The sequence below is a fragment of the Streptomyces sp. WG5 genome, assembly GCF_049974565.1.
Classification (GTDB): Bacteria; Actinomycetota; Actinomycetes; order Streptomycetales; family Streptomycetaceae; genus Streptomyces.
In genome coordinates this window covers 1-16,106 of the sequence record NZ_JBNGGC010000063.1, presented here as the reverse complement: position 1 = coordinate 16,106, position 16,106 = coordinate 1, and the positions used below count along the sequence as shown (strand labels likewise).

At 68.6% G+C, this 16,106-nt stretch carries 10 protein-coding genes; 9 read left to right on the top strand and 1 reads right to left on the bottom strand.

Annotated features, from left to right (window positions below; translation table 11 throughout):
* Positions 1-1,739 precede the first annotated feature (1,739 nt).
* The 3 genes from ACP4IX_RS35365 (at position 1,740) to ACP4IX_RS35355 (ending at position 4,273) form a co-directional block, all read left to right on the top strand.
* Entirely contained in the window at positions 1,740-1,907 is a 168-nt protein-coding gene (locus ACP4IX_RS35365) for a hypothetical protein (protein WP_426558662.1), read from the top strand.
* 790 nt (positions 1,908-2,697) lie between these two features.
* Complete coding sequence (locus ACP4IX_RS35360; protein WP_426558660.1) at positions 2,698-3,756, top strand: hypothetical protein; 1,059 nt, start codon at positions 2,698-2,700, stop codon at positions 3,754-3,756.
* 55 nt (positions 3,757-3,811) lie between these two features.
* Entirely contained in the window at positions 3,812-4,273 is a 462-nt protein-coding gene (locus tag ACP4IX_RS35355) for a hypothetical protein (RefSeq protein ID WP_426558658.1), read from the top strand.
* Here ACP4IX_RS35355 and ACP4IX_RS35350 read toward each other — a convergent pair.
* Positions 4,252-4,392, bottom strand: coding sequence for a hypothetical protein (locus ACP4IX_RS35350; protein ID WP_426558656.1), 141 nt, complete (start codon positions 4,390-4,392; stop codon positions 4,252-4,254). The two genes, ACP4IX_RS35355 and ACP4IX_RS35350, sit on opposite strands and share 22 nt — an antisense overlap.
* Before the next feature lie 278 nt (positions 4,393-4,670).
* Between ACP4IX_RS35350 and ACP4IX_RS35345 the strand changes: the two genes are divergently transcribed.
* The 6 genes from ACP4IX_RS35345 (at position 4,671) to ACP4IX_RS35320 (ending at position 15,148) form a co-directional block, all read left to right on the top strand.
* Positions 4,671-5,459 (top strand): hypothetical protein, encoded by a 789-nt coding sequence (locus tag ACP4IX_RS35345; RefSeq protein ID WP_246551173.1) that lies wholly within the window; start codon positions 4,671-4,673, stop codon positions 5,457-5,459.
* Positions 5,452-8,079: a Helicase associated domain protein gene (locus ACP4IX_RS35340; RefSeq protein WP_426558654.1), complete on the top strand. Its 2,628-nt coding sequence runs from the start codon at positions 5,452-5,454 to the stop codon at positions 8,077-8,079. The genes ACP4IX_RS35345 and ACP4IX_RS35340 overlap by 8 nt, the downstream gene beginning before the upstream one ends.
* Positions 8,080-8,263: 184 nt before the next feature.
* Positions 8,264-8,902 (top strand): TnsA-like heteromeric transposase endonuclease subunit, encoded by a 639-nt coding sequence (locus ACP4IX_RS35335; protein ID WP_426558652.1) that lies wholly within the window; start codon positions 8,264-8,266, stop codon positions 8,900-8,902.
* 29 nt (positions 8,903-8,931) lie between these two features.
* A complete protein-coding gene (locus tag ACP4IX_RS35330; protein ID WP_426558650.1) occupies positions 8,932-11,109 on the top strand; it encodes a Mu transposase C-terminal domain-containing protein in 2,178 nt (725 codons plus the stop codon).
* Entirely contained in the window at positions 11,103-12,119 is a 1,017-nt protein-coding gene (locus ACP4IX_RS35325) for a TniB family NTP-binding protein (RefSeq protein ID WP_426558648.1), read from the top strand. Before ACP4IX_RS35330 ends, ACP4IX_RS35325 begins: the two co-directional genes overlap by 7 nt.
* 95 nt (positions 12,120-12,214) lie before the next feature.
* Positions 12,215-15,148 (top strand): Helicase associated domain protein, encoded by a 2,934-nt coding sequence (locus ACP4IX_RS35320; RefSeq protein WP_426558646.1) that lies wholly within the window; start codon positions 12,215-12,217, stop codon positions 15,146-15,148.
* The last annotated feature ends 958 nt before the right edge of the window (positions 15,149-16,106 follow it).

Genomic DNA, 16,106 nt, shown 5'->3' with positions numbered 1-16,106 from the left:
CCCGCGGAGCGGGTACCCCATCACTGCGCGATGGGCAAGCGAACCCCCGCGCTGCGCGCGGGGGTTGCGCTCCCGCTCCGCGGGAGCGCTGCTGCCCGCTGCGCGGGCAGCGCACCCGCCTTGCTGTGCAAGGCGGGTGATGCTCCGTCCGCTGCGCTCCCGGAGCTGCGGGGTCTGCGGCCCCGAGGTGGCCTCCGCTGCGCTCCAGCCACCCGGGGGTGCTGCGCACCCCCAAAGGCCGACCCCGCTGCGCGGGTCGGCCAACGGGCCTTCGGCCCGGGCAGCGAGAAGGGGAGGGGCTGGCGGGGGCCGGTGACTCGGAATCAGGTGATGCACGATGTAGCTTTGGCAGAACCAGCCAACCCCCTGTTTCAGACCGCGGGCCGGATCGTGTCTGGGGCCAGCCGGCACCCCCGATCCGCGTGGAGCGGGGGTGCTCCTCGCGCTGAGGTCCACCCTCGGCTGAAGGGATTCGCGCATGCCTCTTTCCTTGCCGTCTTGTTCTGAGGTCTAACCTGACCGGCTCGGGCTGACGCTCCAACAGGCAAGTCACCTCTAGGCGGCTGCATTTGGCAGGATGCCGCCGAGGGGGGGACTCATGGTCAAAGGGCCATACAGCCATGGAAAGACGCCGGAAGAAGTTGCCCGTGAGGTGAGAGTCCACATGACTCGGATCTGCCGGCGCCGCCAGCGCTTTCAAACTGCTGATCAGCATGCTCTGCACGATGTGCGGAGAAGGATCGCTGAGGCCGTCGCGGCAGGAATCAGTGCCGAGGAAGCCGCAGCTGTAACCGGTTACAAGTTCCAGACAGTTGCGCGGTGGCTGGTCAAGCGGAGAAGTGCGGTGCGGGCGGTTCCGGTCGAAAGGGCTCGCGAGCATCTTGATCGCATACGGGAGCGGCGCCGTCGTACTGCTCAGGAGGAGCTGAAGATCTCAGCGAGGGCTCGGGCGCTTGTGCGGAGAGCGATGGAGGTGGGCATAGAGGTGGAAGAGTTCGCCGAGGTGACCGGTTACTCCCTTAAGACCGTGAACAGGTGGTTCGACGGAGTTCGTCGTTCTTTGGAACGGGCGCAACGGCAACGGGAGATCGCATCTGCCCGCCGAGGTAAGAGGCGCCGGCCACCTCAACATCTGTCGCCCGCTGAGCGTGACCGGTGGCTTGCTGAGGCAGAGAGGAGGCGTAAGTGGGTTCTGCAGAGGCATGGGCTGCGGACGGGAGCGCCTGCTCGCCAGCTGAGGAAGCCTTCGATCGGTGGAGCTAAGAGGCACCGGAAGCGGCGCCAGAAGTGATCCCCGCCACACGCGCACACTCGCGCGCGTGGACGCGCGCACGCGTAGCGGACAGAGTATTTGCTACTCACTGGTAAGGGGGCTGTCTTTCAAACCCGGCTGACGAAGCGTTCGGGACTACTGTCGATGCACTCCCAGCGACTGGATGTCCGGATGGCTGAGCAGGCGCCAGGGGGCCCGTCTGGGGCGTGGCCTTCCATGCCCCTCGGTAGGCGGAGTCACAGCGGTACACCCTCGGCCCAACCGGTTGAGGAATGAGTCGGGGCCTGCCCGTCGGAATCTTGGCGGATCGTGGCGAGCAGGCCCCCAGACCCTGAAAGGGCCCATGTCCATGACGGTACACAGCGAAGGACAGCCCGCGCCTGCCGCCGACAGTGCGTTGGCGCACACCGCGGGCGCCTCAAGCCCCACGCAGCAGACTCGGTCCACTACGGTCAGGGTCCTGGCGGTGCTGCTCGCGGTGATGACCGGCATCGCTGCGGCCCTGGTGGCCTTTATCGCCGGCACCCACTTGGTCGAGGGAGCTGCCCAGCCGATTGTCTGGGGAGCCACCACCTTCATCGCGACCACCGGCCTGGTCATCCTCCTGGAAGAAAAAACCGGACTTATCGGGTAGATGCCTGGCATTCGATGTCTCGGGCCAAAACTGTGGAGGTCCTGTACGGCGATCTGACGGCCGAATAGGTCCGCCTCCCAGCAATGAGACGTCAGCGGGATGAAAGTCGCCGAGAGCGCCAAGTAGCGCTCTTGCTGCCCATTGTGTGCCCGGCCGTGGCCCTTGGGGTCACACGTCGGCGGGGTGCCTCGGAGATGGCCACCCCTCCGGCCTCGCTCGGGCTCAGCAAGGAGCCCGGCTCCAACCCTTCGTCAGCGGTCCGGGCAAGCGCCTGTGGATGATCCGGTTCAGCGGGGCTGCTGTCCCTCTGTAGAGGGACAGCAGCCCCGTCAGGTCACTCCATGACGGTGTGCAAGATGGTCACGGTGGTACCCACCGCACCGAGGGCCGCCAGCGGGCCACCAGCCATGAAGGCCATCACGCCCATCCCCGCAGCGGCGATCAGGATGACCGCCCACCTCTGCGGAAGCCGCTGCGGAGCCGGGGCGGAGTTTTCAGAAGTCGTGCGTCGTCGTATGTTGGTCAATGAGGACTTCCAATCGAAGAGTTCCTGTAGAGCGGCCCCGGATGCAGCCGGGGCCGTTCGCGTATCCGGCGAACGGCGATGCCGCCGGCCCCTCGTCTTGAGGGCCTACTTCTAAGTTTGAGGCCGCAGGGAGGCACCCGACCCGAAAATGATCAAGGCTTTGACCCGCACTTAGATGACTAGTAACTAGTAGTCTTATGTGCGGGTCAAAACGCTGGGATCAGAACGTTGGTCGGGGGAGCTGTGCCAGGAGAACTTGAAGTCGTGGCGCGCCGGGTGCGCCGCCTGGAGGAGCTGAGGAAAGGCCGGTACGTCGAGCGGGCGAACCGGGCCCTGCGGCGAGTGTGGGAGACAGGGAATCGACCAGCCACGATCGAGTTGCGCAAGGAATTGCTGATGTCCGATCCCAAGGAGCCGGCCCCCGCGCTCACCCAGCTCCTTCGCCCCCGAGGCGTGGCCCTGCGGTTCTACCTGCTCGCCGTGTTCGAGGCGCAGTGCCGGCTCATGGTCGGCGAGGAGTGGACGGGCAACGGCGGCCTGCCGCTCAAGGGGCCCGGTTCATGGGCGGACTTCATCGCCATCGACGGCGCCTTCGATCAGCCCGGCAACGGTTACATGCCTGACACGCGCATCGACCGGGACATCCAGACCCTGCGCCTTCAACAGATCCACGGAGCTCTACGGACCCTGGAGAGCCTCGGCGCGAATGATCAGCGAGCCCTCGTCGAGGTGCCCAGGACAAAGAGCGGCAGCAGGAAGTATGCGGAGTTCTCGCTCATGCAGGAAAGCGGCCGCGGCGACACGCAGACGCCCAGGCTCTACACCGTTCCACAAGCGCGCTGGAACACGACCTTTGCCGTGCCCGTCGACTTCTTTCTCCGCGGGTGGATCCAGCTCCTGCAGCCGTCGGAGGTGGCCACTTGGTTGGTCCTGAGGTGGTTGGCACAGACGATGCCGAAAAAGCACATCGAATCCGGCGTGTACCTGTACGCGAACGCACGCAACGACTATCTCCGGCTTCGCCGGGACTCGTACGAGGACGCCTGCAATCGGTTGCTTGAATTCGGGCTCGTCCGGTACGCGAGGCCGGGCACGGTAGACGGCGCCGAGCCTCAGTCCGCATCAAGCCTGAGCGCCGCGCTGACCACCGTGTTCCTCAACACACGGACCCGTGGTGACCGCTACGAGCCCGACCGCTACCAGGTGACCGACGAGGGCCTCACACAGAACGCCTTGGAGAAGTGCCTCAAGGAATCTCTCCTGCGAGAGAAAGGGCTCCGCCGGCGCCGGGAGCAGAACACCAAAACCACCACGTCAGGCTAGTACGACTGCGCGGACCCCGGACAGTGATGATCTGCCTCTACAGGTCGAACTCCACGTGCTCGACATCCGTGAACTCGACCTCCAAGCCTGCGGCACGGTGGCCGCCGTCGCAGAAGCAGACCTCGCCGAGCGCTTCGGCCGCCAGGGCCCGAAGCTGCTGTCCGCCGGTGCCCGCGTCCCACGTGGCGGGTCACGCTGCGGCTGCTGTGCCAGTCGATCCGAAGACCTCGTCGAAACGGTGCGCGCGCGCTGTGCCGACGAGGTGGTACACGCCGCTGCGGTGGCGCAGCGCGTGGACTGTGTAGTGGACGACTTCTGCCGGAGTGAGGACTTTGAGGTCGCCGAAAACGTAGTACAGGGGGGTGGGGGCGTGGGCCGCAGTGAAGAGGAGACCAGCGTTAACGGTGTCGGTGCTGACGGCGTAGCGGTCGGTGTCGGTGCTGGGCATGCGGTCTTTGGCGTCGATGGTGATCAGATCGGCGCCGCGGGCGGCTATCAGGTCAGGGAACTGCCGTAGGGCGGATCGGGTTCGGCGCAGGGCGTCGCGTACGGCGGGCGGGTAGGTGCCTTGTCCGCAGGGGTGGACGGTCCAGCCGCGTGCTCGTAGTGCAGCTGCCACTCGCTGTTCGTGCGCATCGCCTATCGCCTTGCGGTCCTGCCACTGGCTCACCGTGGTTCCTCTCGCGTAGGCCCCGAAAGTGTCTCCGTAGTACGAAGCAATCACTGTTCGTACTACCCATCTGCTAGCTATGATGCCCCTCATGGCGGCATACGTTGACCCACGCTTTCGTCCCACTCTTTGGCCCGGAACGCCCGTGCCCACACCAGAGTTGACGCCCCTTCAGGGGGCGAGGGCTGACGGTGAGTGGATCGTCTGGACCCCGCAGCTTCGGTCCGCCGCCAGCACGGTCCCTGTGCCGGAGGACTTCTACCTGCGCGAGTTCATGGAGCTCGACGCTACCGACCTGGAAGCGATAGCCGCTCTGATGGGCAGCTACGGGCATATCGGCGGCAGTATCAACACCGGGAGCTGGGACGAAGACGTCTACGAGCGCCTCAAGGAGCTCTCCGAGCGCGAGCACCCGCGCAGCGGGCCCTTCTCCATGCACGGTGAACTGGCCTCCCTCTACGTCACGGAGGCGCAGGCGGCAATCACCACCTGGCTGGCCCTGCGACGCAAGGGCGGGCTCGACGCGCTCGTCGAGCCCGAGGTCTGCGAGGAACAACTGGCCCAGTGGCGTGCCGACAACAGTCACCGGGAGGAGGTATGGCCGCGCGACCTGGACCACCTGCGCGAGCTCGCCCTGGAATTCAGGGTCATGCACTTGGAGAGTGAGCTGAACGCCGCACTGAAGCCGTTCAGTATCGGCATCGGCAGCCTGAACGACCGCTACCCCACCATCCTCTCCGTGGCGTTCCTGCAGCTCTACAACCACCTTGCCGAAGACGCCACGATCCGCGAATGCGCCAACGAGACCTGCCGCCGGAGCTTCGTTCGCCAACGCGGCCGTGCCGAGTACGGGCAGAACCGCACCAGTGGCATCAAGTACTGCACCCGCGAATGCGCCCGCGCCCAGGCACAGCGTGAGCTCCGCCGGCGTCGCAAACAGCAGCTGCCGTCGCCCTGTCAGACGCCAGCCGAGAGCCCGGTGCCACAAGACGCCCAGAGCCCGTCAGGCCGGCGGGAGACTCACGATGATTAGTCTGCGAGAACACCAGGCCGAAGCAGTCTCGCGAATCCGGAAGTGGGCCGGATTCCCCGTACGAACACCTGCGCCGCCCCAAGGGCTGCGTGGAACGGTTGTCTCCGCCACCGGTTCCGGAAAGACGATCACGGCCGCATGGGCCGCGCTGGAGTGCTTCCCAAAGGGGCGGATCCTGGTGACCGTTCCGACCCTGGACCTGCTCGCGCAGACCGCCCAGGCGTGGCGTGCGGTGGGCCACCGGGTGCCGATGGTCGCGGTGTGCTCGCTGGAGAACGACCCGGTGCTCACCTCGCTGGGGGTGCGCACCACCACGAACGCAATCCAGTTGGCGCTGTGGGCCGGGTCCGGGCCGGCGGTCGTGTTCGCCACGTACGCCTCCCTCGTGGACCGCGAGGACACCGATGCGCCGCTGGGCCAGCGGACGGTCCGCGGGCCGCTGGAAGCCGCCCTGGCGGGCGGGGAACGGCTGTACGGCCAGCATATGGCCCCGTTCGACCTCGCCGTCGTGGACGAAGCCCACTCAACCGCAGGTGATCTTGGTCGGCCGTGGGCGGCGATCCACGACAATACCCGCATCCCCGCCGACTTCCGGCTCTACCTCACCGCCACCCCGCGCATCCTCGCCTCACCCCGGCCACAGAAGGGCGCGGAGGGCCAGGAGCTGGAGCTCGCGTCGATGTGCCAGGACTCGCAGACCTACGGGCCGTGGCTGGCCGAGCTCGGGCTCTCGGAGGCGATCGAGCGGGGCATCCTCGCCGGGTTCGAGATCGACGTCCTGGAGATCCACGACCCCTCCCCTGTCCTCGGGGAGTCCGAGGAGGCGCAGCGGGGCCGGCGCCTGGCGCTCCTGCAGGCCGCGTTGTTGGAGCACGCCGCGGCGTGCAACTTGCGTACGGTCATGACGTTCCACCAGAAAGTGGAGGAGGCCGCCGCTTTCGCGGAGAAGATGCCGGAGACGGCCGCGCAGCTGTACGCCAACGACGCCTCGGACAATGACCTGGCGGCCGCGGAGGAGCTGTCGAAGTCGTCGATCGGCGCGGAGTTCTACGAGCTGGAGGCCGGCCGCCACGTCCCGCCGGACCGGGTGTGGTCGGCGTGGCTGTGCGGCGACCACCTCGTCACCGAGCGGCGCGAGGTGCTGCGCCAGTTCGCGAACGGCATCGACGCGGCCGGGCACCGGGTCCACCGCGCGTTCCTCGCCAGCTGCCGCGTCCTTGGGGAAGGCGTGGACATCACCGGGGAGCGGGGAGTCGAGGCCGTGTGCTTCGTCGACACCCGCGGCTCCCAGGTGGAGATCGTGCAGAACATCGGCCGGGCGCTCCGGCTCAACCGGGACGGCACCACGAAGGTCGCGCGGATCATCGTGCCCGTGTTCCTGGAGCCCGACGAGGACCCGACCGACATGATCGCCTCCGCCTCCTTCCGCCCTCTCGTAGCCGTACTCCAGGGCCTGCGCTCGCACGATGAGCGCCTGGTCGAGCAGCTCGCCTCCCGTGCCCTCACCAGCGGCAAGCGCAAGGTCCACCTCCGGCGCGACGAAGACGGGCGGATCATCGGGGCCGACGGCGAGGACCAGGAGCACGACGACACCCAGGCCGCTGCCGAGTCCGCGCTGCTCCACTTCTCCAGCCCGCGCGACGCCGCCACCATCGCAGCCTTCCTCCGCACCCGGGTCTACCGGCCCGAAAGCCTCGTCTGGTTGGAGGGTTACCAGGCGCTGCTCCGCTGGCGAGCAGAGAACGAGATCACCGGCCTGTACGCCGTGCCCTACGACGTCGAGGTCGAAGTGGGCGTGACCAAGAACTTTCCGCTGGGGCGCTGGGTGCACCAGCAGCGGAAGGCACTCCGGGCCGGAGAGCTCGATCCCCACCGCAAGGAACTGCTGGACGCACCAGAAGCCGGGATGGTCTGGGAACCCGGCGAAGAAGCCTGGGAGAACAAGCTCGCAGCACTGCGGTCCTACCAGCGGGCCACCGGGCACCTCGCCCCCCGGCAGGACGCAGTCTGGGGCGAGGGCGAAGCGATGGTGCCCATCGGGCAGCACATGGCCAACCTGCGCCGGAAAGGCGGCCTCGGGAAAAACCCGGAACGAGCGGCGGAGCGCGCGAAACAGCTGGCCGCGATCGACCCGGACTGGAACTGCCCCTGGCCACTGGACTGGCAACGCCACTACCGCATCCTCGCCGACCTAGTCGAAGCCGACGGCAGCCTGCCCGACATCCAGCCCGGCGTGCAATTCGAAGGCGACGACCTCGGGAAGTGGCTCCAGCGACAACGCCGCAGCTGGGCGGAACTCTCCGAAGAGCAGCAGCAGCGGCTCGCGCGGCTGGGGGTAACGCCCGCCGAGCAGCCCGCCCCAGCTCCGGCGGCCAAGAACGGCGGGAAGACGTCAGCCTTCCAGCGCGGTCTGGCCGCCCTCACCCAGTACATCCAGCGGGAAGGCAGAACCGTCGTTGGGCGAGCGCACGTTGAGGAGCTGCCGGACGGTTCGGCGATCAAGCTGGGTGTGTTTCTGAGTAACCAGAAAGCCAGGCGTGACCGGCTGAATGCGACACAGCGGGCCGCCCTGGCTGAGCTGGGCTATACCTGGGCTGCAGAACAGTCCGGGTGCAGCTGACGTTCGCCGATGGGCCGCGCGCACCCATTACCGGATGGGCCGATAAGCCGTTTAGTTCTGTATGCAGGATGCTGGGCGGGATGGAGCGAGGGTACGGCGGCCTGGAGTCGAGTCGGTGGATGTACTGTTCCGGGTTGCGGGCGGGGCGACGGAGTGTTCGAGGTGGTTGTCGGCCGCTGGCGAGGTGGTCTTCGAGAACTGTCCGCCGCTGAAGCCATTCCCAGTCCGCAAAGGCAAGCGGCTGGCACCGGGCTGGTGGTGGTCGGCCACCACCGGACGGCTGGTGCACTACGGGTCCGCGGCGATGCGGCTGCACGTGATGCTCCTCGACCGCGACCCGCGCGTCAGCGGCCTGGCCGCCCGGCCGCTTGAACTGCGGTGGCATGGGCCGAGCGGGGTGCGGTCGCATGCTCCTCAGCTGATGCTCCGGCTGGCCGATGGCCGGGGGGTGCTCGCCGACTGCACAGGGAGAGGAGAGCTGTCTCGGCGTCAGCGGTTTGTTGCTGCGGTGGTCGGAGAGATCTGTACGGCGGTGGGCTGGCGGTACTGGGTGCTCGGGCCTGTCGACCCGATCTACCGGCGCAACGTGACTTGGCTGGCCGGGTACCGGCACCCGCGGCATCTCGGGGGACGGCAGCTGGCCGCCGAGTTGCAGGAGGCGTTCGCCGAGCCAGCGCCGCTGTGGGAGGGCGTACGCGGGATCGGGGATCCGATGCTGGTGCTTCCCGCGCTGTTCCATGCCTTGTGGGCGGGACGGCTCGCGGCGGACCTGGGCATGCCGATGCATGAGCGGATGCCGGTGTGGGCGCAGGCGGCAGGGTGAGGACGCGCGGCGGGGTGCCGGGTGGGCCGGTGGTGGAGCTGGGATGCCGGGTGCGGTTCGAGGGGCGGACCTGGACGGTGGCCGCCCTCCTAGGCGGTCAAGTGCGGCTGGTCGCCGAGAACGGCGAGGTAGTGGCGCTGCTGCTGTCGCTGCTCGTCGCCGATGCGGGCTTCGAGGTCCTGGATGCGTCAAGACGGTCCAGGGTGCCGCCGCTGGGCTTGCTGGAGTCGCTGCCCGAGGCGGTGCGGGAGCGGGCGCTGGCCTGGGAGCGGCATGTGCGGGAGGTGGAGACCGGGCGGCCGGATGGAGGCGACTGCGTGGGGCGTCCGCGGGCGGAGTACGACCCGGACATGCGGACGTTGGCGCAGCGGGAGGAGGCGAAGGCGGCCGAGCTGTCGGCGGCGGGGATGCCCACCAGCGCGGTCACGGTGCGGCGGATGCGGGCCCGGTACCGCCAGGATGGGCTGTGGGGGCTGGTGGACCACCGGGCCACACGGCCGCGGACCACGCTGGGGCGTGCGGACGAGCGGGTGGTGGAGGCCCTGCAGGAGGTGCTGGAGGCCGGTCGGGAACGCTCCAGCGGGACGCTGGAGCGCCTTCGGGTGTACACCGAGCGGCTGCTGGCCGAGCGGCACGGGGACGGGGTCGTACCGCTGCCCTCGAGTGCGACATTCAATCGGCTGGTACACGCTCTCGCCGACGGGCGCGGGCTGCTGGGCACTGCGCGGCGGCGCCGCTGGCGTTCGGCACGCCCGGCTCCGCCGTTCGTGCCGACGACAGTAATGGCGCCGGGCGAGCTGGTGATGATGGACAGCACCCTGCTGGATGCCTTCGTGGTGCTGGACGACGGAGTGGTGGAACGCCCCGAGCTGACCATCGCACTGGACGTGGCGACCCGCAGTATCTGCGCGGCCGTGCTGCGCCCGAAGGGGACGCGCAGTGTGGATGCCGCGCAGTTGCTGGCGCAGATGATGGTCCCGGCGCCGATGCGGCCCACCTGGCCCAAGGCGCTGGCGATGGAAGCGTCGGTGGTCCCCTACGAGCGGCTGCTGAGCATGGACGCCCGGCTGGAAGGTGCCTCGGCACGGCCGGTGATTACCCCGCAGACCATCGTGGTCGACCAGGGGAACGTGTTCATCTCGTCCTCGTTCATCGCCGCGTGCGAGTCCCTGGGCATTTCCGTACAGCCCGCGCCGCCGGGCAACGGGCCGGCGAAGGGGCACGTGGAGCGCACCTTCTCCTCGATCAAGACGCTGTTCGTGCAGCACGTCGCCGGCTACACGGGCGCGCACACCGGTGAGCGCGGGCAGGGGGCGGAAGGCGAGGCGGTATGGACGCTTGCCCAGCTGGCCGAGATGTTCGATGAGTGGATCATCTGCGGGTGGCAGGAGCGGTCTCACGACGGGCTGCGGCACCCGATGATGCCGCACCAAGCTCTGTCGCCGAACGAGATGTGGGCTGCTCTAGTGGCCGTGTGCGGGTACGTTCCGGTGCCGCTGGGCCGCGAGGACTACATCGAGCTGATGCCCGTCAAGCGGCAGAAGATCAACGACTACGGGATCCGCATCGACTATCGCACCTACGACCACAAGGCCCTCAACCCCCACCGCGGCGAACGCTCGCTGGCAGGGGATGGACTGTGGGAGATCCACTACGACCCGCACGCACCCGGCCAGATCTGGGTACGCCTGCCCAACCCCGGCCAGGCCCAGCATGGGTGGAGCTGGGAGACGGTGCCATGGATCCACCACACCCTGGTCACCGCCCCGTTCACCGACTTCACCTGGCAGCACATCCGGCGCACCGTCGCCCGGCGCGGCAGCCGCGTCCAACACGAACACGACCTGGCCCTCGCCTTGCGCGAGTTGCTCGAGCGCGCCGCCGCGGGGCAGGGCAGCCACCGGGAAAAGGTCGTCACCGCCCGGGCCCGCGCCGGCGCCGCGAACAATGGCGGCGCGGTGTGGGGGATCCTGTACGGCCAGCAGCACGAGGCCAGGGCGCTCGAGCCTGCTGACGAGGACGTCTTCGACGCCAGCGAGGACGACGAGGAGCCCCTGACCGACGACGACGCCGTGGGCGCCTGGCCGGCTGAAGGCGCACAGCCGAGCGACTCCTCAACCGCTCCAGTGCAGGAAGCCGGCGTACCTGTCCCGCGCCGCGCCCAGGTCACGGTCTACGACCCCTTCGAGGAATCCCTGCGATGGTGAGCCCGATCTCCAACGATGCCGTCGGGTTCGCCCCGCTGGCCCCTCCGACCGTATGGCAGGGATGGGACGCCTTCGTCCACCGTCCCCCGGCGCCCGCACGCGACGCCGCCGATCCCGCCTGGTCCCAGGCGGAGCGCGAGGACTACCACTCCGAACTCGCCGTCATGCGCACCCCGGCGATGGACAGCGTTTTCACCGCCGTACGCCGGCTGCTGCTGGTCAATCGCCGCCAGCAGGTCGGCGCCCGCCGCGGTCTGATCATCTCCGGCCCGGCCACGACGGGTAAAACCACCACGATGATGGCGCTCGGGCGTTCCTTCCAGCTGGCCGACGCCCGCCAGCACCCAGGACAGGCAGAGCGCAGGCCCGTGCTGTTCATCAGCGTGCCGCCGGCCGCCACCCCGAAAATGCTCGTCAGCGAGTTCGCCCGGTTCCTCGGCATGCCCATCACCGACCGCCTCAACCAGACCCAGATCACCAGCGCCGTATGCGACCTTTTATGCGAACTGGGCACCCAACTGGTCCTCATCGACGACGTCCACCTCCTGGACACCCAGCGGCGCGCCGGCGCGGAAACCTCCGACCAGCTCAAGTACCTCGGCGAACGCATCCCCGCCACCTTCGTGTACTCCGCGATCGACATCGAGACCTCCTCACTGCTCAGCGGAGTACGCGGGGCGCAGATCGCCGGCCGCTTCAAGATCTTCCGCCACCGCCCGCTGGCGTATGCCACCGAGCAGGACCGGGCGGTCTGGGACGACCTCGTGCGGGCCATGGAAGACCTACTGCGGCTGCGCGCACACCGCCCCGGAACCCTCCTCAAGCACGCCGCCTACCTCCACGCCCGCACCGCAGGACGGATCGGCAGCCTCTCCCACCTCATCCGCGAAGCGGCCCTCATCGCCCTCACCGAAGGCACCGAACGCATCACCAAGCAACTCCTGAGCGAGGTCGAGCTCGACGCAGCCGCCGAAACCCAGGCCCGGCCGGCCCGCCCTCGGCGGTCCTGAAGCGCGCTGAGATGGCACACCAGCATCCACCCCGTGCGAGAGCCCGCAGCACGGCTGGCGGCGGGGAACGCACGGCAGGGTCCGGCGTCCTCGTCATGGCCCTGGCCAGCGGGGCGGCCGGACGCGTGGCACCGCTGCGCGGGGAGCTGACGCTGTCGTTCCTGAACCGGCTCGCCGCCCGCTACCACCTCGGCCTGCGCGACCTGCTCGCCGCTATCACCGAGACCGATGGCCGACAAAACGTCGCCGGGATGCTCCACCCGGACAGCGAGATCCACCTCAACGCCCAGGCACGCGAGCGCGTGGGTGTCCTCAGCCGCGTGGGAGCGGCAACGCTGCAGAGCGCTCTACCGGCGTGGACGCGGGCAGAACCGCACGCGCACTACCGCGGCGGCCCGGCCGGTCGGCTGACACGTGGTGAGGAAGCTGTCGCCCCCTGGGGGCCCACCTGCCCCGCCTGCACCGCCGCCCGTACCGGCCGCCACGTACCCGCCCGCCGGTACCTGGGGCCCGAGGAGCGGGTCTGCGCACGCCACCAGTACTGGCTGCTGTACCTGCCCCACGCCAGGGGCCTGCCCGTGCCCCTCGGCCGGTGCCCGGAGGTGGTCGAGGCCCAGCGGCGGCATGTCCGGCTGCTGCGCCGCTCCCCCGCCGGGGTGCAGGCTTTCGAGGTTGCTCGCGCCATCACGGGCTCCTGGTGGGACCAGCCCCGGTCCGTCGAGGAACGGGCGTGGCCAGCACGCCTCGAGGCCACGCGACCGGACGACGTCGATGCGAGCTGGTGGACAGTGGCCGCCCGCGACCTGATCACCTATCCCGAGACCGTCGCCCTCGCCCGTCTGCTGGCCAGCCGCCCTCTGCAGCAACGCACTGTCGCCGAATCGGGCGGCCATCTCCCCTACCGTCTCGGTGAGCTACCCGCCCTTGTGACTGAGGTCGCCCATGAGCTGCAGCGGCCGTGGCTCGTCCACCACCTCGCCGCCATCACCCACGGACCGCTGTTCACCTGGGCCCACTCCTGCGTGAGGACCCGCGCCTCTGGTGAGGCCGCCGCGCACAAGGCGCTGTGGAGGGTGCACTCGGCACACCGGCCTCGCCCTCTCAGCGACCTCCTGCCTCATGTTCCGGCCGCCGACGGCACCCCGACTGTCCCAAGGCCCGTCATGCGGCTGCGCGGCCACAGCCTCCAGGCCGAGCGCGCCTTCTCCCAAGGACTCGCCCATGCCCGCGCCTACTACAAGGAACACGGGCACCTCGCCGTACCCAAGGAAGACACTCCTGCCGGCTATCCGCTGGGCCAGTGGCTGGCTAACACCCGCGCTCGGCACACCCGCATGCCCGCCCGTCAAGCCACCGCCCTCACGGCGCTGTACCCGTGGTGGCACGCTCCCTGGAGCACGCTGTGGCAGCGCACCTGGCACCATGCCCGCGATCACGCCGAAAACCACGGCCCGCTCGAGCCCGCCAGCGGCTTTCCCACCACCAGCTACAGTCTGGGCGAATGGCTGTACCTGCAGTGCACCCGCTACCCCGCCCTCCATCCGGAACAGCAGCACCCCCTCACCCAGATCGGCATCGACGCCGCAGCTGCGGCCGCCGCCCGCCCCAGACGACGCAGTTATGCAGAACGCTTCCAGGTAGGGCTGGCGCATGCCCGCGCGTTCGCAGACGTCCACGGCAACCTCGCTGTCGTCGCCCATACGGCCGTGCACGACGGCTACCCACTGGGTCAGTGGCTGGCCAACCAGCGCAACCACCAGCGCTCCAACCGCCGGACCATGCCCGCCGACCGGGCTGATGCCCTTAAGGACATCGATCCCTGGTGGAACCCGCCTTGGCACCTGACGTGGCAGCGTCACTACTACCGCGCCCGCGACGCCGCAGCCGGCCGCCGCCTCCAGGCCGAGAACGGCTTCAATGACCTCGACGACTCCGGTGCGGCCGACTGGTTGTGGCGCCAGTGCTCCAAGTACGACGAGCTCAGCGGGGAGCAGCGGCAACTCCTCGCCGGCATCGGCATCACGTCCCATGTGGCCCGCACGGCCCTGGAACATGCACGTACAGCGCCGAAGAGACCGGCTGCGCCCTCAGCCGCGGATGTGGAAGACAAGACCAGCCAAGCCAGAAAGGCTGCAGATCCTGCGACTCCCACCGGTCCACGCCGCACGCGGCGTGTCATCGAGCCGAAGTGTCCCCGCGAGCCCCGCAGCCGCCTCGGACATCGCCCCGATCTGAGGTCGGGCTTCGAGACAGCCATGGCACACGCCCGTGCCTGGCACGCTGAGCACGGCCACCTCGCCGTCCCCCGCGACACCCGGCACGACGGCTACCCCCTGGGCACGTGGCTGTTCAGCCAACGCAACCGAGCCAAACAACGCGCCCGAGCCGGTATGCCGCCCTCACCCCACCTGGCCGAACTCGCCGCCATCGACCCCTGGTGGAACCCGCCCTGGGACCTGTACTGGCAGCGCAACTACTACCGAGCCCGCGACCACATAAAAGCGGGCCGCCCGTTCGACCCCGCCGGGCTGGTCCCCTCCCCCGGCACCGTCCTGGGGAGCTGGATCAGCCGGGCCTGCCTGAAGTACGACCAGCTCCATCCAGACCAGCAGCAGCTTCTAGCACTGATCGGCGTCACGCCCGAGGTCGCCCACGCGCGCACCCGCCGTGCATACCCCTGGCGCACCGCTGTCGAACACGCCAAGGCCTTCGCCGAGACCCACGGCCATCTGGCCATGCCCCACGACACCCTCCACGAGGGCTTCTCCCTGGGCCGATGGCTGATCAAACAGCGCTACCGCGCCAACAAGTCCAGCCCCTCCTTCCCCGCAGCCCGCGCCCTGACCGCCATCGACCCCTGGTGGAACCCGCCCTGGGGCATGGTCTGGCAACGCGCCTACCACCACGCCCGCACCCACCCCCGCCACCCAGCAGCCCGCCGCTGGACGCAGAAACAGCGGCGTTCCTGGCTGCTCCTCCACCCCCACCAACAACACCTCCTCACCACAGCCGGCCTGATCACCGCCTGAACCCTCTGGCTAGCGCCACCGACCTGGTCGGCCGACTCCTTCAGCCAGCCGCGATCGGGTAGAACTTCTGGCACTGATCTGCTTGAACAGGCCCCAGACGGTGCCGCGATGACCGATACTGGTGAGCAGGTCTGGCGTGCCCGCAAGAGGATGCACGAGACCAACGAGTAAGAGAAAGGCGGCGCGGAAAAGGTTAATGAACCGGCTTAAGGGCTTTATCAGCATTCTTTTTGTTACGAACGCTATATAGCCCACCCTGCCCAAAAAGCCGAAGAAAACATCCGCTAAAACCGCCGAACCAATCCTCCAAAACACCCCGCGGGACCAGCGAACCGGTCCCCCAAGGGGCTGACAGGCCTGCCGTAAAACACCACCGGCCCGCCCTACGGCGACGCCGGCCCTCGGCATGCCCTCACACCACGGCACACCTGTGCCGCCTCTCTCCGTCCCAGCCGTGCCCGCACGGCTCGTTCAGGCATGAGGCGGCCCAGCCGTCACGTGCTGGAAGGGCATCCACGCGATGAACTCGTCCTCCCTCGCCCCCATCGCCGGCCTTCTGGCCGGACTCCCCGCCGTCCTCGCCGGCGCCCTGGGCGGCGCACCCTGGTGGGCCGTAGGAGCGATCGTCATCGCGGCATACCTCGCCGTCCCCCTCACCAGCCTGATCCTCGAACACTCACGACAACGAAAAGGAACACTGGTCGATGAGAAATTCGCAGCCACACTCGACCAGATAACAGACCCTGAAAAAAGAATCCAAGCCATCATCAGCTACCGGCAAGCAACAGCCCTCGCCGCCACTCCACAGCCACCACCCGACCCACCACCAGGAGCCCTACCGCCCGCCGACCCGGCTGGCGCGGGCCAGACACCGGCCTCCGCCTAGAAGACTGATGAAGATCTTGCTGAGGGGCTGTCCGGCCGGAGGCCGGGCGGCCCCTTTGGTCATCCGGTGGCC

What these genes read in the sequence shown, in the direction of transcription:
- ACP4IX_RS35340 (WP_426558654.1), top strand. Translation starts at nt 5,452, where the DNA reads ATGATTAGTCTGCGAGAACACCAGGCCGAAGCAGTCTCGCGAATCCGG.
- ACP4IX_RS35320 (WP_426558646.1), top strand. Translation starts at nt 12,215, where the DNA reads ATGGCCCTGGCCAGCGGGGCGGCCGGACGCGTGGCACCGCTGCGCGGG.
- ACP4IX_RS35350 (WP_426558656.1), bottom strand. Translation starts at nt 4,392, where the DNA reads ATGCGCACGAACAGCGAGTGGCAGCTGCACTACGAGCACGCGGCTGGA.
- ACP4IX_RS35325 (WP_426558648.1), top strand. Translation starts at nt 11,103, where the DNA reads ATGGTGAGCCCGATCTCCAACGATGCCGTCGGGTTCGCCCCGCTGGCC.